An 18,207-nucleotide genomic window follows, 5' to 3' on the forward strand; every position below is an offset into this window, starting at 1 on the left:
GTCAGACGTCGCTCTTGGCGCGCGCCCGGGCGGCGGATTCGCGCAGGGCGGCGACGGCCTGGCCCGGGTCGGCGGCACCGTAGACGGCCGAGCCGGCGACGAAGCAGTCGATTCCGGCCTCGGCGGCTTCTTCGATGGTGTCGGCGTTGATTCCGCCGTCGATCTCGACGAGCAGCCTCAGGTCCTCGGCGTCGATGAACTTGCGGATGGCGCGGGCCTTCTCGAGGACCTCGGGCATGAACTTCTGTCCGCCGAAGCCGGGTTCGACACTCATGATCAGTAGGGTGTCGAAGTCGCGGAGGATCTCCAGATAGGGATCGAGCGGGGTACCCGGCTTGATCGACAGGCCGGCCTTCGCGCCGGCGGCGCGGATGTCGCGGGCGACGCCGATCGGATTCTCGGCGGCCTCCGCGTGAAAGGTGACGTTGTACGCGCCGGCCTCGGCGTACGGCGGCGCCCAGCGCTCGGGGTTCTCGATCATCAGATGGCAGTCGAGCGGGATGTCGGTCGCCTTCAGCAGGCTCTCGACGATCGGCAGACCCAGGGTGAGGTTCGGCACGAAGTGCGCGTCCATGACGTCGACGTGCAACCAGTCGGCACGGGTGGCTCCGGGCTTGGCAACGGCCGCCGCCTCGTCGGCGAGATTCGCGAAGTCCGCGGACAGGATGGACGGGGCGATCATGGGCGCGTTAACAGCGGTGCACATGGTGGACAAGTGTAGGGCGAGGTGGGCGGTGCGGACGAAAGCGTTCGGGCGTCTCAGACTCCGTTGGCCGGCCAGCCGGGGGACGGAGGGAGAGTCGGCCAGGGTTGCGAACCCGTCTCAACACCCACCGCGGGCAAATCCGGGTTCGAGGGAAGGGCATCGCATGCCACGATATCGGCTCGGTTTTCTCGTCCGACGCCGAGTCGGTCGTAGAAGGTGACGTGCCAATTTCCGAACACTGAATACGAAGGAGCCCGTCTGGCACCTTGTTGTTTTTCCGGCGGGCTCCCGTTTGCAGATCGCGTGAACTCGATCGTGACCGGATATCCCCACGGCTTCCCGATCTTCCTCCACTCAGAATCGCGCGACGGAAACCGTTGCTCGATCGACAGAATCTCGCTCCGACAAAGAATCAGACGACTCGTGGCGCCGCTGTCCACGCGTCGTAGCGGACGATAGAAGACGGTGTTGACAACCTTGCGAGTGGAACTGTTGCTCACCACTTCTTTGACTTGTTCATCAATTCCTCTCGGAGATGCGTCGACGAACCCGGGGTACCCCCACTCGGCGGATTGTCCCTGGAACGCGAGCTCAAAGGATTCGACGTAAGCACGAACGAACGTTCCTTCCCCACTCATGAAATCGAGGGCGCTTCCGGGCACCCAGCGAAAGGAAGTATCCAGGTTCGGCGGCATGCCAGCGTCTTCCGGGGGTTTCGTGGTACGCGATACGCCGGAAACTGAGGGCGAGTCCTGAGGCACACCACAGCCCGCAGCTCCGATCGCAAGGACCGCAACGAGTAAGCACCCGACGAAACGCGCTCTCTCTGAAAAACTCGCTTGCACTCAACTACCTCTTGTACGCGTGTTCGAAGTTTTCGTTGTGACGGAGAGCAAATGAATTGATATCCGACTTCAGCAAGCGCTGAGCATAAGAGGCAGCCTCCTCAACATCAGCTACCTCCGGCATGACCTTGGTGCGTTTCATCTCCTCGAAATCAACCTCACCGTCTGGAGCAAACAGTTTTCGGAAATCTGGATCATCAGCTATCTCGGGATGCGAACTGAAGTAGCCTTCCAGTATCTGCGCGTATTTGGCGTTGGGCTCAATCTGCGATGTGTACATCTCGGTTCGCAACCTCTGTAGTTCCGGGTCCGCGATTATCGTGTCCGGGTCCGTGGGCAGCCCCGAGAAATGAAGTTGCGCCTGTGGGGCCACACCACCGAGCAAGACTCTCACAGCAGGGTCCAGACCCGGTACTGCCGAGAGCAAACCGTACGCACTCTCGAACATTGCACCCCTGGCAGCGGCATCGCGCGCCGCCAAGTGACGACCGTCAACCTTGGTTTCCTCGATGTGCGAATCCAGACCGCTGGCCATCGCACCTTCCAAACGACCGGTGACTTCGCCGAGTCCGTAGTCGTGCGGGTTGCGGCCGAATTCCTCTTGGAGGACGTCGATCTGCAAAGCAGTCATCGAATTAACAATTCGCCCGGCGTCGGCGTCCGAGTTCAGAATCTGGAAAGTCGCCTTCAAATCGGCTAGATCGACTTCAGCAACTCCATGCGAGTCGAACAGTCGAGGATCTGCTCCACCCATCACAGCAGTGTGGGGACCTATAGCCGAAGCCAGGGTACGGGCCAGCTCACCGTTCAGTTCTCCCAACGCACTCTTGTCGTCCCCGATGTCTATGAACGCCTCCTTGTTGTCACCGAAGTACTGGGTGAGGGAGGTAGCGATCTGCCCTGCTCGTTCACTCTCCGCCAGAGCCTCCAGTGAGCTACCGTCGGCGGCATAGGCGGCCCCGGGCATCCAATTGAAGAGCTTGTTGACACCCGAACTCTCGTTGCCCGCACCGTCGGTCCAGTCGAAAGTGAACAGGTGCTTCAAGCTTTCAGCGTCCTTGAAAGTCTGCTCGCGGCCCTCGACGTCGTACACGGAAGGCATTGAACCGGTTGTTGCGCCACCAGTCGCGGCCAACACGGCGTCGTGGATCGCAATGTGATCACTCCCAGCGACGTCGAGCATCCGTATCATCAGGGCTTCGGCATCTGTCTTGGACACGTTGTGGGGGTTGAAAAGTCCAGGATTCGAGACGAGCTCATCACCCCCGACTGCAGCGATCTCTCCCGCCCGCGCAACCAATGCTCGGTCGACATCGCTACCGAGCTGAACCGACGTAGACCCGCCCTCGGTGTCAACCGAGCGATGCTCCAGGATATCCATCACGGTTTTCAAATCATTGAAAGTCTTCAGGTCGGTCACCGGCCTGTGCCCGCCTGAGTGCGGACCCGTATCTGGCACGGTGACGTTTGCTTTGCTGGCCGCGGGATTGGTCAGGACTTCACGTATCGGCGACGAAAGCTGACCCATACCGCCGCTAACGAACTTCGACTCAGGGGACAGTCCCATCTGTTGCAAGGGACCAGCCAAGAACGTCGGCTCGACCTGCTGATCTGTCCGTAAATTAGGGTTGCCAAGCATATAGATACCATCACCGAGTGCATTCTTGAGCTTGGATCTTTCCGCGCCACTGTATTCGTCGCCGAAACGCTTCAACGCGTCGAGTGAGTATGGCGCGGAGCCTTCAGCGCTCTGCCCCCAATTAGGCGTGTAGATGGCCTTCAGGTAATCGAACTGCTCCTTCGAGATGACCGCTTCCTCGCCGCGTGCCAGTGCCGCACGCTGTTCGGGGGTCGAGCTGGTCGCGCGGTAGAAGCGTTCCTTCTGCTCCGGTGTCGCGGTCCCGCTCATGATCGCCTGAACGTCGCGGCTCGCCTGTCCTGCGGAGAAGCTCGATCTGAGCGGAGCACTGATCTCTGCATTGCCGAAGACCACATTCAGCGCGCGTGCACCGTTCCGGTCGTCTTCCCCGATCTGGTCCGCCAGCGACTGCAGCGACAGTGTCGCAGTCTTCGCCTCCTCCGCACGCTTGGCTTGGTCGTTCAGAATCGACTGCTCGGCTGCGCTGCCGGCGTCTACCCCCTTCAACTCAGCCGCGTAGTCACGAGCGTCGCGCACGGTCCAGTCATCCGAGACGCTGAACTTGTCGAATTCGAGGCCGAGCGCTTTCGTCAGAGCAGTGCTTCGGTTGGGGCTGATCGCGGCGGCGGTGTCGTGCAGCACCCTTGCGGCCGCGTTGAGTTCGGTTCCGAGCTTGTTGATCTCGTCTCGGTCAGACGCCGTGCGGTCTTCACACGCACGCCTGGATTTGCCCGACCAGCCCGTCACGTTCATCGGGGCGTCGGCCATTGTCCTGGTCTGGGTTCGTAGGTTTTCGGCCGTTGTCTCCAGCGATTTCGCAGACTGGAGCAGGACCATCACATCCCAGCTGGTGACCGTCGATCGAGTCGGACGGCTCATCAGAACACGGAAATGGCTCGGAAACCGCTCGCCAACTCTTCATCGGTATCGGCGAACTCGGTGGCCACCTGGTAGCACGTCTGCGACACCGCATCCATGCGGGCGGCCGCGCGTCCGAGAAGGGTACGAACGACGTCGTCCTTACCGGCGCAAGCGGCGCTGAACGCTGATCCAGGCATCGCGGCAGCTGCGTCAGCGAGACCGGCACTGCCCGACCAGAGCGCCCGCGTGGCATCCGAACACCCGGCCAACGTCTTGCCGACGCCCTCGATCACTCCCTTTTCAGCTTCCAGGCGATAAGTCACTGTGAGTCCCCCGTCCCCGGCATCAATGCCCCTTGACGCCCCTCGACTCAGACAACCTAGTACGAGACACTACGAAGTGGGGATTCAGCATCCACAACCGGCCGAGCCGAGTCGCACACCGCCCAGGTAGCGCAAGGTTCGTTTACGGAACCCTCACCATCGCCCACACATCTGGACCGTCGTCGGGCAAAGACACCTTCCCGGCCACCTCGAACCCGAGTCGTCCGCCCGCGCGGCAATGTCCGCTCTGTCTCCGTACAGGTCGACAACTCGGGATGCGATGTCGCCGAACGCCTCGTCGAGACCTGTCGAGGACGGAGTGATCCACACCGCCACGGCGGCAAGGTCGTCCGATACCCAGACGCGGCCGCACCGCTGCCATTCTCGGCGAGGAACAACCGCTGCAACGACCGCACTCGGTCGCCATGGTCACGCGCATCCACCGTGCGCCATGTGAACGGATAGTCGGCGAAGGCCTGGCCGAGGGTTTCTGCGCAGCGTCGACGTCAGCCGGAGTCGCCTGCCGAATCAAAAGCGCGGATCGTCACGCCGTTGGACGTTACCCGGCGCCGACACCGCTCAGGCGACCGCGAACAGCTGCAGCAGCTTCGTTTCGATGACGCTTTGTTCAGGGTCTCGATGCCCGACGGCCGGCGGTGCCGTACTCCGATGTCGTGCACCGGTCGGAGTGATGACGTCGATGACCCGGATGTCGCCGGACATGCGGACCGAGTACGTCCAGCCATCGGCCTCTTTCGCGCGATTATGGGTGACGCAGATGCCGTCGGCATTCGCCTCGCTGGTCGGGCCTTCATGCCGATGCGGTTTGGCGTGGTCGATCTCGGCGATAGGCGCCCCGCAGTACGGGGTGCGACACCGCTGATCTCGCAACCGGATGAAATGCGCCAGTGCGGGCGGGAATCCGCGGGAACGGGACTCCATCGCCACCAGCACACCATCGGACGGACGCGCATAGACACGGCGCAGCGTCGAGGCGGTCTCACCATCGGGCGACACCGACGCGGCGACGAGTTCCCGTGCCACTGCTGCCGGAATCGGTCCGTACCCCTTCACTTCGGCCGCCGAATCGTTGAGCCCGAGCAGGCACTCGTCGGACAGGACCATGTCCACCGACACCGGAACCGGTTCCGCTGCGGATCGACCGGTGACTCGTTCGACCAGCGCGTCGGCCATGATCTGCGCATGCGTGCGATCGTCCGCACCGACGACCGAATCGGCGTGCTTCTTGAGCGCGGCATACACCGAGATCCCCTGCGTCATCGGCAACAGCGCCGACAGCTTGGTCATCAGATCGGGCGCCGGCCGCACGCTGACGCGACGGTCTTTCTCGGCCTTGGCCTTTCGCGCGACCACGGCCGCCGGCTCGAGTTCGTACGCGTGACGCTTCGCCCGCGCTTCGATCTCTCGGTCCGAGGCGCCCACCAGCGCCTCCGGATCGCCACACACCCGCCGGTCGATCTCCTCCCGCGATTCGCGAGTCAGATAAGCGGTTTCGCGGACGAGGATCGTGGCTCGCCATTCTGTCAACACCCCGTCCGTGAGTGCGGCCATCGTGTGCGGCATCTCGTGCGCCAGAGCACGAGCGAACCCGAGGTACTGACTCCCCTTCTGCGGTGAGGCCTTGCGCGCCAAGCCGACTTCGGCGGCGAGCCCTCGACCCCGGCGCGGTTGCGGAACATTGCGCGCGGCCTCGTCGTCCGCACGCAGCCGGTCGAGATTCGCGGTCTCACGCACCTGGGCCGCAGTGCACGCCGACTTGATCTCCTCGAGCAGAGTCAGCCGCTCCACCGACTCGGCCTCGCCAGCCCCCGCAGCCATGCCGGCAAGGAGGCTCACGAGAGCGCGCAAGTCGCCCGTTGCCGGCCTCCGTGTTTCCGGTACATCAGTCTCGTACATACGTTCGATAGTACGTGAATACTTACTGCTCCGCCGCATCTTTCCACAACCACATCCCACCCGGATCACTTAGCTGTTGAGTTCAGTGAACAATCATGCAACACTTAGCCACATGGCAAACAGTTCGGTCACACTCGACGACCTCTTCGGCGCACTGTCGGATCCGACCCGCCGCGCCGTCGTCGAACGCCTCGGGCGCGGACCCGCGAGCGTCGGCGAACTCGCCGACCCCTTCCCCATGACCCTTCCGTCGTTCATGAAGCACCTGAAGGTCCTCGAGGACAGCGGACTGGTGATGACCAAGAAGACCGGCAGAACCCGAATGTGCACGCTCGACCGTCGACGCCTGCGACGCCTGCAGACCTGGCTCGAACACCAGCGCATCGTCTGGACCGAACGCACCGACCGACTCGAAGCCTTCGTCACCGAACCCGAGGAGACACCATGATCGACCCCGAACTCGACCTGACCCTGCAACGCATCATCCGCGCACCGCGACAACGGATCTGGAATGCGTGGACCCGACCCGAGCAGCTTGCGAAATGGTGGACGCCCTCCCCGACCATCACCCGGGTCGAACGACTCGAGCCACGCCCCGGCGGCGCTCTCGTCACGCAGATGAGCGACGACGGCGAGACCTTCGTCCCGCACATGGATGCTGTCTTCCTCGTCGTCGACGACAACGAACGCCTGGTGTTCACCAACGCGATCGACAGTTCCTGGCGGCCCGCCGAACCCGCGCCGGTCCCCATGACCGCCGAGATCACCTTCGCCGAACACGCCGACGGAACCGAGTACAGCGTCGTCGTCCGCCACGGCAATCCATCCGATCGCCACCGACATCATGAACTCGGCTTCTACGACGGCTGGGATTCGGTGACCGCCGCGCTCGCCGAACTGGTGGAAAGCGAGGCCACGCAATGAAAATCACCGATCGTCGGTCAGCAACGGCGCAGCCATCCGCGTGACATAGTCCGAAATCTCGTCCATGGAGGCCTGAGAGAGGGCCGGACTCTCGATCTTGTGCCGCATGATGGTGATCCCGACGACCAGGGCGTTGAGCAACTCCGCCCGCAATCCACCCGAATCACCGCCGAGCCGGTCTCCCAGCTGCCGGGTGAACACATCCTCGATGATGCTGCGGATCAGGTCGTTGATGGTCTCGTTGTTGACCACCCCGGCGAGCAGGGCGGTGCTGCCGCCACCCGAGGCGCTCACGTCGAGGACCTCGCGCAGGATCTTGTCGGGCAGATCCGCCAGCGGGGTTGAGGCCACCAGTCCCGCGGCGCCGCTTCCGCCAGTCCGCACCGCCTCGACGAACAGATTCTCCTTGGAGCCGAAATAACGGTTGATCAACGCCTGGTTGACCCCCACGACGGCAGCGATGTCGCGAGTCGTCGTCTGCGTGGCCCCGCGTTCGGCGAGCAGGGTCCGGGCAGCCTCCAGCAGAGCCTCGCGGGTCGCCTCTGCATTACGACGCCGCTGGGTCGGGTCAGCCATCATCTCCCACTCGTCCGGACAGTGTTGCCCGCAAGCTTAGCGTCGACGACGTCGCAAATCCGGCCCGACTGTGTCCCAAGTCATCAGGCATTGACTAATAGGTCCGGAGTAACCTACCGTCGCTAAGTCGTCAATCGTTGACTTACCGGTTCTGGCGGCCTTCAGCCCTAACCTCCTCGAGGAGTTCGTCACCATGTCCTCATCCAAGACCGTCGCCATTACGCCAAGCGGCGCCACAACGCGACCGGGTGGCGTGATCCTCACACTGGCCCTCGCGGGCACGGTGGCCGCAATCACGCAAACTCTCGTAACGCCGTTGCTTCCCGAGTTGCCGCGCATCCTCAACACCACTGCGTCCAACTCCAACTGGGTCATCACCGTGACCCTTCTCGTCGGCGGTGTCTTCGTACCGATCACCGGTCGCCTCGGCGACCTCCTCGGCAAGCGTCGCGTCCTGCTCGCGCTCACCGTCCCGCTCATCGCGGGTTCGATCCTGTGCGCACTGGCGTCGTCGGTGATCCCGATGATTGTCGGCCGCGGCCTCCAAGGCCTCGGTATGGGCATGATCCCGCTCGGCATCGCCCTTCTCCGAGACGCCGTTCCGCCGGAGAAACTCAGCTCCTCGATCGCGCTCGTCAGCGCCTCGATGGGCATCGGTGGCGGTATCGGCCTGCCGCTGTCGGCGGCGATCGCCGAGTACACCAACTGGCGCGTGCTGTTCTGGGTGACCGCCGCCCTGGGCGCGATGATCCTCGCACTCATCTTCACCCAGATCCCCGATGTTCCGCCGGCGGCCAAGGGCCAGAAGTTCGACTATTTGGGTGCGGTCGGTCTCGGCGCCGGCCTCGTCTGCCTGCTCCTCGCCGTGTCGAAGGGTGCTGACTGGGGATGGGCGTCCGGCTCCATCGTGGGCCTGTTCATCACCGCCGTCGTACTGCTGCTCGGCTGGGGCTTCTGGGAGCTCCGCATTGTCGAACCGCTCGTCGACCTCCGTACGACTGCACGTCCGCGCGTGCTGACCACCAACATCGCGTCGATCTTCGTCGGCATGGGCATGTACGCGGCCATGCTCGTAGTGCCCCAGATCCTGCAGTTCCCCGAGGCCACCGGCTACGGGCTCGGCCAGTCGATGCTGGCGGCCGGCCTGTGGATGCTGCCCGGCGGCTTGATGATGATGGTCGTCTCCCCGCTCGGCGGAAAGCTCACCGACACACGCGGACCCAAGTTCACCTTGATGTCCGGTGTGCTCGTGATCGCCGCCGGTTACGGCCTGTCGCTGCTGCTGCTCGGTACCACCTGGGGCCTGATGCTGGCGATGATGGTGATCAACAGCGGCGTCGGCCTCGCGTACGGCTCGATGCCCGCACTCATCATGGGATCGGTCCCGGTCACCGAGACCGCGGCCGCCAACGGTTTCAACACCCTGATGCGGTCGATCGGCACCTCGGTGGGCGCCGCCGTTGTCGGTGCGGTGCTCGCCCAGATGACGATCAACCTCGGCGGCCACGAACTCGCCTCGGAGAGCGGCTTCCGCGTGGCGCTGACGATCGGTGCCGGTGTCGCCCTGGTCGCCTTCGTGGTCGCGGCCCTCATCCCCAAGGATCGCGGTGCGGCGGAATCAGTCTCCGCGGCAGTCGCCGATACCGATGACGACAAGGCGTCGGTCTAGTCCCGACGCCTCCTTCTCTCCGTGGCCGTCCTGGCCCGCGTCAGTCGCGGGTCAGGGCGGCCATGAACATCGCATCCGTGCCGTGGACGTGCGGCCACAACTGCACATGCGGACCATCGCCGAGCAGTTCCGGTCCGAGCTCCCCGACGGTCACCAGCGGGCGGGCGTCGAGCCGGCGGGCCCCGTCGACCGAAGCCAGCACGTCGGCGACCACCGCGGTGGTCTCGGCCGGGTGCGGTGAACAGGTCGAATAGACCACGATTCCACCGGGTTTCACGAGCCGAAGCGCCTCGGTCAGCAACTGCTTCTGCAGCGCGACGAGCTCGTCGACATCGGCAGCGGTTCGGCGCCAACGCGATTCGGGCCGACGACGCAGCGAGCCGAGCCCGGAACAGGGTGCGTCGAGCAGGATGCGGTCGTATCCCGGTTCGAGACCACTCGACCGGGCGTCGGCGACATGGATCGTCACCGGCAGGTCGCTGACCACCTTTCGGATCAGCTCAGCGCGATGCTTCGACACCTCGATCGCATCCAGCCGGGCGCCGTCGATGTCGGCGAGCGCACCGATCAGCGCGGCCTTGCCGCCCGGGCCGGCGCACATGTCGAGCCAGCGGCCGGAGTCGTCGGCGACCTCGGCGACCGTCACCGCGCGCGCGATAAGCTGGCTGCCCTCGTCCTGCACACCGGCATAGCCATCACGGATCGCATCCACGTCGCCCGGATCACCGCTCGGCAGATACACGCAGTACGGCGAGAACCTGCCTTCCTCTCCCCCGCTGGTCAGCGCCAGCTCCTCGGCGGTGATGTAACCCGGCCGGGCGACCAGATGTACGGGCGGACGTTCGTCGTCGGCAGCGAGTGCCGCCTGCAACTGGCCTGCCGACCCGCCGAGGGCATCCCGGAACACCTCCGCGATCCAGCGGGGATGCGCATACTGGAAGGCAAGGTAGCCGACGAGATCCTCGGCGGGCGACGGCGCGAGCTCGTCGACCCACATCTCCTCGGTCTTCTGCGACACCTTGCGCAGCACGGCATTCGCGAAACCCGAAGGCCCCATCCCGTTCTCGGAACGCACCAGGTCCACCGACGTCGACACCGCGGCATGGGATCCGACGCGCGTACGCAGCAATTGGTAAGCGCCCAACCGCAGCACATCGAGCACCGGGCCGTCGATCTCGTCGACGGGACGCTTGGCGGCCGAGGCGATCACCGCATCCAGCAGCCCCTGGGCCCGCGCCGTGCCGTAGGCGAGTTCGGTCGCGAAGGCCGCGTCGCGACCTTCGATCCTGCGGTCCCGCAGCATCTTCGGGAGAACCAGATTCGCGTAGGCGTCACGCTCACGGATCGCGCGCAGCGTGTCCCGCGCCGCGACGCGCGCCGGGTCCAGATCCTTCTGCCGGAACTTCGCGGAGCTGTTGTCGCGCTTGCCCTGGTTCGGTCGTCGATCTGTACTCATCCCAGCACCGTCCCATCGGTGAGTCGGGCGCCACGGGCCCAGTCGGCGGCCGGCATCGGCTTCTTCCCCGGCGGCTGCACGGTGCCGAGTTTCACCGGCGTCGAACCGGTACCGACGAACACCGCCTTCTTGGTCACCGCGATGACTCCCGGCGCCGGCGATTCGGCACGCACTGCTTCCGGGAGTGCCGCGTCATCGGAATCGACGGGCCGCACCGGACCCACCTTGATCCGCGCGTCGTCGAGACTCGTCCACGATCCCGGCGCCGGCGTGTAGGCGCGGATGAGACGATCGATGATGTGCGCGGGCAGATCCCAGCGGATCCGCGCATCCTCGACCTCGACCTTCGGCGCGTGGCTGACACCAGCAGCGGGCTGCGGTTCCGGGACGAGTCCCCCGGCCTCGATGCCGTCGAGCGTGTTCACCAGTAGACCCGACCCGGCCTCGGCCAGACGCCCGAGGAGATCACCGCTCGTGTCGGTGGGCCGGATGGTCTCGGTGAGGACGCCGAACACCGGCCCGGTGTCGAGACCCTTCTCCAGGCGGAAGGTGCTCGCACCGGTCACCTCATCGCCCGCGGCGATCGCTGCCTGCACCGGCGCGGCGCCACGCCAGGCCGGCAGCACCGAGAGATGCAGGTTGATCCAGCCGTGGGTCGGGAGCGCGAGAAGATCCTCCGGCACGAGTCCGCCGTAGGCCACCACCGCACCGCAATCCGGGGCCCAGCGTCGCAGAACCTCGGCGACGTCCGGCTCGGACATCCGTCGCGGGGTGATCACCTCGAGGCCGTGCTCGTCGGCGAGCACGCCGATCGGTGACCGCACGACCTTGCGACCACGGCCCGACACCGCGTCGGGCCGGGTGATGACGCCGACGACCTCATGCGACGGCGAGTCCAGCAGGGCCTGCAACGACGGCACGGCCACCTCGGGGGTGCCGGCGAAAACGATGCGCATTCATCCGATCGTAGGCGGGTCCACCTGAACCCGGATCGGCCCGGTCTGCCGGTGCGTGTTGCGCCGCGCCTGCCCCGCGGCGAGAGCCTGCGCGAGGAGCCGTCCGTGCTTGCGCGGCAACCGCACCAGGATGCGGTCCATCTCGTCGTCCGCGGCGGCCTCCCACTCGGCGCTACCGGCCGGCGGCCGCACCCCCGGTGGAAGCGGCACGGGCCCGAGCACGTCCGACCCCTCGGGTAGTTCGAGATGTTCCACGAAGTCGGTGATCACCTGCGTCGGACCGTCCACCGACGCCATCGTGACCGCCGGCGGGAAGCCCAGTTCGACACGCTGAGTCAGCTGCAGCGACGCGAAACCGACCGGATCCCAACGGATCAGCGCCTGGACCGGCGCCAGCGTCGAGTCGGCGACGATCACCACGCGACCTCCGTCGCCGTGCGGTCGGACCATGCCGGCCAGCGCCATCCAGCGTCGCACCGCGTGTTCCTCCGCACGAAGATCGGCGCGGTCGAGTTGTGCCCACGTGTCGACGACGATCGCCGCCCCGTAGCCGTCCGGGGCGACCGGTTCGGCCCCCGGTGTCGCGACGACGAGCCGTGCGCCGGGCTCGATCTCGTCGATGATGGTGTCTCCGCCACTGGTGTGGACCGGCACGCCCGCGAAGGCGCGTCCGAGTTCCTCGGCGGTCCGTCGGGCGCCGGTGACCGTCGCCCGCACCTTCGTGTTGCCGCACTCGGGGCAGCGGAACGATCGCTCCGGGCGGCCACACCATCGGCAACTGAGACGTTGGTGGCCGTCCATCTGCAGTGGTCCGTTGCAGGCACGACACCGCGCGTGTTCCCGGCACCGGGTACACGCCAGCGACGGCACGTAACCGCGGCGCGGAACGCTGAACACCACCGGCTGGTCGGCGGCGAACGCCGAACGGGCTGCATCGAAGGCGACCTCGGGGATGCGTGCGGACCTCGCCATCGGATCGCGCGCGATCTGGCGGTCGTCGTCGGAGATGGCCTGCACCCGTGGGCTGCGGTGGCGGACGAGCGGACGGTCGGCGACGAGGTCGTGTGCCCAGCCCGATGCGACGAGCGCCTGCGCCTCCGCCGTCCGGGCGAAGCCGCCGAGGATGAGTCCGCAGCGTTCCCGGTGCGACCGCAGCACCGCGACTTCCCGCGGGTGCGGATACGGCGCCCGCGGATCGGCCATGCTGTCGTCGCCGTCGTCCCAGACGACCACCAGACCGAGGTCGGTGACCGGCGCGAAAATCGCACTGCGCGTGCCGATCACGAGCTTCGCCGCACCCCGGCGCGCGGCCAGCCAGCGGCGGTACCGCGCGGTGGGCCCGAGCCCGGCGGCCAGAGCCACTCCCCGATCGCCGATGAGTGGTTCACATTCCGCCCACACCCGGTCGAGGTCCCGCTGGTCGGGCACGACGATGATGCATCCGCGTCCGACCGCCAGGGTCGCCGCGGCGAGTTCGGCGAGCCGACGCGCCCAGTCCTCACCCGGCAGGGCCTGCCACGCCGCCCGCGGGTGCCCACCGTCGGCGAGCGCCTCGAGGAACGATTCGGCCAACGGATAGCGACACCACGCCTCCAGGTCGGGCGCCTCGACGACAGTCGCGGGCTCGGGCGTCGTCTCCTTCTCGGTCCGCGCATGGCGCGGCGGGATCGCCAGACGGACAACGTCTCCCATCGTGCCGGCGTAGCGATCGGCGACCGCACGGCACAGCGTCGCCAACTCCGGCGACAGGACCGGCTCGGCGGAGACGACCCGGTCGAGCCACCCCAGTTTGCCGGGGTGATCGCTCTTCTCGATCCGGTCGAGCAGGTACCCGTCGACGAGACGACCGGAGAACCGAACACGGACCCGCACGCCCGGAACCGCCGTCGCATCCTGATCGGAGTCGATCAGGTAGTCGAACGGCCGGTCGAGGTGTGCGAGTCCGAGAATGGGCAGAACACGGGCCACCGGCAGCGAATCAGCCGGGACCCGTGCGCCTTTCGGGGGCAGGGACTGCGCCCTTCGGGGTCAGAGACCGGCGGCCGCGCGCAGCTTGTCCGCGCGGTCGGTCCGCTCCCACGGCAGATCGACGTCGGTACGACCGAAGTGGCCGTACGCGGCGGTCGGGCCGTAGATCGGTCGCAGCAGGTCCAGGTCGCGGATGATCGCGAGCGGACGCAGGTCGAAGTTCTCCTTGATGACCCGCTCGATGACCGCGGGGTCGACGTGTTCGGTGCCGAAGGTCTCGACGAACAGACCGACCGGCGCGGCCTTGCCGATCGCGTAGGCCACCTGGACCTCGATGCGATCGGCCAGGCCGGCGGCGACCGCGTTCTTGGCGACCCAGCGCATCGCATAGGCGGCGCTGCGATCGACCTTCGACGGGTCCTTGCCGGAGAAGGCGCCGCCGCCGTGGCGGGCCATGCCGCCGTAGGTGTCGACGATGATCTTTCGGCCGGTCAGGCCGGCGTCACCCATCGGGCCGCCGAGGACGAATTTGCCGGTCGGGTTGACCAGCAGTCGGTAGTCGGAGGTGTCGAGGGTCGGCAGGTCGATGTCGGCGAGCACCGCGTCGACGACCTGCTTCTTGATGTCGGGAGCCAGGAGGTTGTGGAGGTCGATGTCGGCCGCATGCTGGGTCGACAGGACGACGGTGTCGAGGCGGACCGGGGTGTCACCGTCGTACTCGATGGTGACCTGGGTCTTGCCGTCGGGACGCAGGTACGGCAGCGTGCCGTCCTTGCGGACCTCGGTGAGACGACGGGAGAGACGGTGGGCCAGCGCGATCGGCACCGGCATCAGCTCGGGGGTCTCGTTGGTGGCGTAACCGAACATCAGGCCCTGGTCACCGGCGCCCTGGCTGTCGATCTCGTCCTCGGAGATACCGCTGCGGCTCTCGTGGGAGTTGAAGACGCCGCCGGCGATGTCCGGCGACTGAGCGCCGATCGCGACGTTGACGCCGCACGACGCGCCGTCGAAGCCCTTGGTGGAGGAGTCGTAGCCGATCTCGAGGATCTTGGCGCGGACGATGCCGGGGATGTCTGCGTACGCGGTGGTCGTGACCTCACCCGCGACGTGGACCTGGCCGGTGGTCACCAGCGTCTCCACCGCGACCCGCGCGTTGGGGTCGTCGGTGAGGATGGCGTCGAGGATCGAGTCGCTGATCGCGTCACAGATCTTGTCGGGATGCCCCTCGGTGACGGATTCGCTCGTGAACAGGCGTGACGAGGTGGTCATCAGATCCTCTCGAGATCTCGCGCGCGGATCTTCCGGCGCCGTTTGGCAGGTATCGTCCGGTCGTCGTGGCCGGTGGGAGTCACTTCAAAACTACACAGCGGTCGGTTTCGCTGCGGTGCCGCTCAGGCCCCCGGACCATCAGGCACCAGTTGTCGCACTTCGTCAAGTATTCGACTCGACATGAGTGTTTTCGACCCGAAGGGCAGCGCGGTCTCGTCGCCCTTGGCCGACAGCAGCCAGCCGGTGTTGTCCTCGGTGCCGAACGCCTTGCCGTCGCCGACCGCGTTCACCACCAGCAGGTCGCAACCCTTGCGGGCGAGCTTTGCGCGACCGTGGTCGAGGACCCCGCCGGTCTCGTCGCCGGTCTCGGCGGCGAATCCGACGATGACGGTCTCCGAGGGGATACGGCCGTCGTCCCGCGCCTCGACGAGCCCGCGGAGAATGTCCGGGTTGGTGGTCAGCTCGATCGGGGCCGGACCCTGATCGCCCTTCTTGATCTTGGCGTCGGCCACCGCGACGGGCCGGAAGTCGGCCACGGCGGCGGCCATGATGACGACGTCGGCGTCGGCCGCGCGCTTGGTCATCTCCTCGGAGAGTTCCTGGGCGTTCGAGATCCGGACGATGTGCACGCCGGCGGGGTCACCGGGGTCGGTCGTCGAACCGGCGACGACGGTGACGCTCGCCCCACGCTGTGCAGCTGCCCGGGCCAGGGCGAATCCCTGCTTGCCCGAGCTGTGATTGCCCAGGTAGCGCACCGGATCGAGCGGTTCGCGGGTGCCGCCGGCACTGATCAGCACGCGGACACCGGCGAGGTCGTACGGCAGTGCGTCGGCGCGGTCGAGGAGCAGCTCGCCGATGAGGGCGATCTCCTGCGGGTCCGGGAGACGACCGCGGCCGGAGTCGGTGCCGGTGAGGCGACCGAACGCCGGCGTCATGACGGTCGAACCGTGTTCGCGCAGGGTCGCGATGTTGGCCTGGGTGGCGGGGTGCTCCCACATCTCGGTGTGCATGGCCGGCACGAACAGCACCGGGCACCGCACGGTGAGCAGCGATGCGGTGAGCAGATCGTCGGCGCGTCCCTGAGCAGCGCGGGCCATGAGGTCCGCGGTCGCCGGCGCGATGATCACGAGGTCGGCGCCCTGGCCCAGACGCACATGCGCGACCTCGTCGACGTCGTCGAAGACGGTGGTGCTGACCGGGTTACCGCTGAGCGCCTCGAAGGTGGCCTTGCCGACGAACTCGAGGGCCGCCGGGGTCGGCACCACGCGGACGTCGTGCCCGGACTCGGTGAAGTGGCGGATCACCGAGCACACCTTGTATGCGGCGATGCCTCCACCGACGCCGATGAGGATTCGGCGTCGTTTCTTGGTCGGTGTGGTCATACCCGACGCCGCGACTATTCGCCCTCGGTGTGCTCGAGCAGATCGGAGTGGATCTCGCGGAGCGCGATCGACAGCGGCTTCTCCTGGAGGCCGGGCTCGACCAGCGGGCCGACGTACTCGAGGATGCCGTCACCGAGCTGGTTGTAGTAGTCGTTGATCTGGCGCGCACGCTTGGCCGCGTAGATGACGAGGGCGTACTTCGACGAGGCGCGCTCGAGGAGATCGTCGATCGGGGGATTGGTGATACCCAGCGGTGTGTCGTATGCCGGTGCGTCGGCGATCTCGGTGATGTCGAAATTGGTCGGGGTGGTCACACAAACTCCTGCGTCGAGGTCTGGGATGTCAGAGAGGCTGGTCAGGTCGCGGGCGCGGTGGGCTGCTCAGGTCCGACCAGCAAGGATACCAAGTCGGAGGCCGCTCGGTCGACTTCGCTGTTCACGATGACGTGGTCGAACTCGTCTCGGGCAGCCATCTCGACCTTCGCGGTGGCGAGCCGGCGCTCGATCGCCTCGGGGCTCTCGGTGCCGCGGCCGGTCAGCCGGGCGACGAGTTCGTCCCAGCTCGGCGGGGCGAGGAAGACGGTGGTCGCCTCGGGCAGACGGGTGACGACGTTGCGCGCACCGACGAGGTCGACCTCCACCAGAACGGGTTTACCGGCCTCCAGGGCAGCGAGGACGGGCGCGAGCGGGGTACCCGATCGCTGCAGGCCACCGTGGATCTCCGCCCACTCCAAGAGCTCGTCGCCGGCGATCATCCGGTCGAAGTCCTCGGCCGAGACGAAGTGGTAGTCGCGGCCGTCGACCTCACCGGGACGCGGTGCGCGGGTCGTCGCCGAGACGCTGAAGTACAGGTCCGGCAATGCGGCGCGCACCCTGGCGACGACGGTGGACTTGCCGACGGCCGAGGGGCCGACCAAGACGATCAGTCGACCCCTCGTGCGTGCGGCTCCCGCGGTTTCCGGCCGGTTGGTCACCGCCGGTCCCACGAAACCGTCACGCTGCCGTGTTCGGTTGCATTGCTCACGTTCAGGAGCTGAACTTCTCGAGCAGGGCCTTGCGCTGACGGTCGCCGAGACCGCGCAGGCGGCGGGTCGGAGCGATCTCCAGCTCGGTCATGATCTCCTGAGCCTTGACCTTGCCGACCTTGGGCAGGGCCTCGAGCAGTGCCGAGACCTTCATCTTGCCCAGGATCTCGTCGTTCTCGGCGTCCTTGAGCACCTGCTGGAGATCGGTGCCACCGCGCTTCAGGCGCTCCTTGAGCTCAGCGCGGACGCGACGAGCGGCAGCTGCCTTCTCCAACGCAGCGGCGCGCTGCTCGTCAGTCAACTGGGGAAGGGCCACGGGTTCCTCCGTCTTTCGTTCTTGATTGGGACTGTCGTCGTCCGCCGTGAGGCGTCCGACGGCTGTTGCCACGCGGGCGGCGCTGCGTCGTCTTCGCAACGATGCGGTCGGGTGGGGTACCCGTCCGGCACTGCCGATTGTTGGCGGCGAATGCGACCGTACCCACGTGATCAGGCATTTGCGAGCGCGACCCCCCGTTTTCGCGGTGTTTTCTCATGTTGTAGTGCACCGCGGCACTTCGGCCCGGCACACCGGCGCTCCACTCGGTGTTGCACCGCTCTGACGACGGGTTTTACATCATACCCGCAGGTCACGACAGTGGCGCCGGTGAACGAGATCGATAGCAATGCGAAGTACTCGCGATCGAGCGATCGAC

16 protein-coding genes are annotated in these 18,207 nt (G+C 66.3%); 3 read left to right on the top strand and 13 right to left on the bottom strand.

Annotated elements, in window-relative coordinates; genetic code table 11:
- Position 1: 1 nt before the first annotated feature.
- From rpe to IHQ52_RS16070, 4 genes are all read right to left on the bottom strand, one after another.
- Entirely contained in the window at positions 2-706 is a 705-nt protein-coding gene (rpe, locus tag IHQ52_RS16050; RefSeq protein ID WP_024497125.1) for a ribulose-phosphate 3-epimerase, read from the bottom strand.
- 849 nt (positions 707-1,555) lie between these two features.
- Complete coding sequence (locus IHQ52_RS16055) at positions 1,556-4,069, bottom strand: TPR repeat domain-containing protein (RefSeq protein WP_024497126.1); 2,514 nt, start codon at positions 4,067-4,069, stop codon at positions 1,556-1,558.
- Positions 4,069-4,374 carry a hypothetical protein gene (locus IHQ52_RS16060; protein WP_024497127.1) on the bottom strand — a complete coding sequence of 102 codons (306 nt, stop codon included), beginning with the start codon at positions 4,372-4,374 and terminating at the stop codon, positions 4,069-4,071. The genes IHQ52_RS16055 and IHQ52_RS16060 overlap by 1 nt, the downstream gene beginning before the upstream one ends.
- A gap of 579 nt (positions 4,375-4,953) precedes the next feature.
- Positions 4,954-6,213, bottom strand: coding sequence for a 13E12 repeat family protein (locus IHQ52_RS16070; protein WP_024497128.1), 1,260 nt, complete (start codon positions 6,211-6,213; stop codon positions 4,954-4,956).
- A gap of 190 nt (positions 6,214-6,403) precedes the next feature.
- Here IHQ52_RS16070 and IHQ52_RS16075 point away from each other — a divergent pair, with 190 nt between their 5' ends.
- On the top strand, positions 6,404-6,739 hold the full coding sequence (locus IHQ52_RS16075) for an ArsR/SmtB family transcription factor (RefSeq protein WP_024497129.1): 336 nt from the start codon (positions 6,404-6,406) through the stop codon (positions 6,737-6,739).
- Positions 6,736-7,215, top strand: a complete 480-nt coding sequence (locus IHQ52_RS16080) for an SRPBCC domain-containing protein (RefSeq protein WP_024497130.1) — start codon at positions 6,736-6,738, stop codon at positions 7,213-7,215. Before IHQ52_RS16075 ends, IHQ52_RS16080 begins: the two co-directional genes overlap by 4 nt.
- A 3-nt stretch (positions 7,216-7,218) precedes the next feature.
- Here IHQ52_RS16080 and IHQ52_RS16085 read toward each other — a convergent pair whose 3' ends face one another.
- Positions 7,219-7,794: a TetR/AcrR family transcriptional regulator gene (locus IHQ52_RS16085; protein WP_024497131.1), complete on the bottom strand. Its 576-nt coding sequence runs from the start codon at positions 7,792-7,794 to the stop codon at positions 7,219-7,221.
- Between the two features lie 190 nt (positions 7,795-7,984).
- Between IHQ52_RS16085 and IHQ52_RS16090 the strand changes: the two genes are divergently transcribed.
- Positions 7,985-9,460 (top strand): MFS transporter, encoded by a 1,476-nt coding sequence (locus IHQ52_RS16090; RefSeq protein WP_051349533.1) that lies wholly within the window; start codon positions 7,985-7,987, stop codon positions 9,458-9,460.
- 40 nt (positions 9,461-9,500) lie between these two features.
- Here IHQ52_RS16090 and IHQ52_RS16095 read toward each other — a convergent pair whose 3' ends face one another.
- The 8 genes from IHQ52_RS16095 to mihF all read right to left on the bottom strand — a co-directional run bounded on the left by IHQ52_RS16095 (position 9,501) and on the right by mihF (position 17,831).
- A complete protein-coding gene (locus IHQ52_RS16095; RefSeq protein WP_238063611.1) occupies positions 9,501-10,916 on the bottom strand; it encodes an RsmB/NOP family class I SAM-dependent RNA methyltransferase in 1,416 nt (471 codons plus the stop codon).
- A complete protein-coding gene (gene fmt / locus IHQ52_RS16100) occupies positions 10,913-11,872 on the bottom strand; it encodes a methionyl-tRNA formyltransferase (RefSeq protein WP_024497134.1) in 960 nt (319 codons plus the stop codon). The genes IHQ52_RS16095 and fmt overlap by 4 nt, the downstream gene beginning before the upstream one ends.
- Positions 11,873-13,840 carry a primosomal protein N' gene (locus tag IHQ52_RS16105; protein ID WP_006436297.1) on the bottom strand — a complete coding sequence of 656 codons (1,968 nt, stop codon included), beginning with the start codon at positions 13,838-13,840 and terminating at the stop codon, positions 11,873-11,875.
- A 60-nt stretch (positions 13,841-13,900) separates the two neighbouring features.
- The gene (gene metK / locus IHQ52_RS16110) at positions 13,901-15,109 is read right to left on the bottom strand and encodes a methionine adenosyltransferase (protein WP_006436298.1); all 1,209 of its coding nucleotides are present in this window, start codon (positions 15,107-15,109) and stop codon (positions 13,901-13,903) included.
- A gap of 122 nt (positions 15,110-15,231) precedes the next feature.
- Positions 15,232-16,491 (bottom strand): bifunctional phosphopantothenoylcysteine decarboxylase/phosphopantothenate--cysteine ligase CoaBC, encoded by a 1,260-nt coding sequence (gene coaBC, locus IHQ52_RS16115; RefSeq protein ID WP_024497135.1) that lies wholly within the window; start codon positions 16,489-16,491, stop codon positions 15,232-15,234.
- Positions 16,492-16,505: 14 nt separating this feature from the next.
- Positions 16,506-16,805 (bottom strand): DNA-directed RNA polymerase subunit omega, encoded by a 300-nt coding sequence (gene rpoZ / locus IHQ52_RS16120; protein WP_006436300.1) that lies wholly within the window; start codon positions 16,803-16,805, stop codon positions 16,506-16,508.
- A 41-nt stretch (positions 16,806-16,846) separates the two neighbouring features.
- The gene (gene gmk / locus IHQ52_RS16125) at positions 16,847-17,476 is read right to left on the bottom strand and encodes a guanylate kinase (RefSeq protein ID WP_006436301.1); all 630 of its coding nucleotides are present in this window, start codon (positions 17,474-17,476) and stop codon (positions 16,847-16,849) included.
- A gap of 40 nt (positions 17,477-17,516) precedes the next feature.
- The gene (gene mihF, locus IHQ52_RS16130; protein ID WP_004021989.1) at positions 17,517-17,831 is read right to left on the bottom strand and encodes an integration host factor, actinobacterial type; all 315 of its coding nucleotides are present in this window, start codon (positions 17,829-17,831) and stop codon (positions 17,517-17,519) included.
- Positions 17,832-18,207 lie beyond the last annotated feature (376 nt).

Source organism: Gordonia amicalis (assembly GCF_022059885.1).
In the GTDB taxonomy this organism is placed as follows: Bacteria; Actinomycetota; Actinomycetes; order Mycobacteriales; family Mycobacteriaceae; genus Gordonia; species Gordonia amicalis.

Coding starts and splice junctions, on each gene's coding strand:
- IHQ52_RS16095 (WP_238063611.1), bottom strand. CDS start 10,916: ATGAGTACAGATCGACGACCGAACCAGGGCAAGCGCGACAACAGCTCC.
- metK (WP_006436298.1), bottom strand. CDS start 15,109: ATGACCACCTCGTCACGCCTGTTCACGAGCGAATCCGTCACCGAGGGG.
- IHQ52_RS16055 (WP_024497126.1), bottom strand. CDS start 4,069: ATGAGCCGTCCGACTCGATCGACGGTCACCAGCTGGGATGTGATGGTC.
- IHQ52_RS16070 (WP_024497128.1), bottom strand. CDS start 6,213: ATGGCTGCGGGGGCTGGCGAGGCCGAGTCGGTGGAGCGGCTGACTCTG.
- IHQ52_RS16090 (WP_051349533.1), top strand. CDS start 7,985: ATGTCCTCATCCAAGACCGTCGCCATTACGCCAAGCGGCGCCACAACG.
- IHQ52_RS16080 (WP_024497130.1), top strand. CDS start 6,736: ATGATCGACCCCGAACTCGACCTGACCCTGCAACGCATCATCCGCGCA.
- coaBC (WP_024497135.1), bottom strand. CDS start 16,491: ATGACCACACCGACCAAGAAACGACGCCGAATCCTCATCGGCGTCGGT.
- fmt (WP_024497134.1), bottom strand. CDS start 11,872: ATGCGCATCGTTTTCGCCGGCACCCCCGAGGTGGCCGTGCCGTCGTTG.
- IHQ52_RS16075 (WP_024497129.1), top strand. CDS start 6,404: ATGGCAAACAGTTCGGTCACACTCGACGACCTCTTCGGCGCACTGTCG.
- rpe (WP_024497125.1), bottom strand. CDS start 706: ATGTGCACCGCTGTTAACGCGCCCATGATCGCCCCGTCCATCCTGTCC.
- IHQ52_RS16085 (WP_024497131.1), bottom strand. CDS start 7,794: ATGATGGCTGACCCGACCCAGCGGCGTCGTAATGCAGAGGCGACCCGC.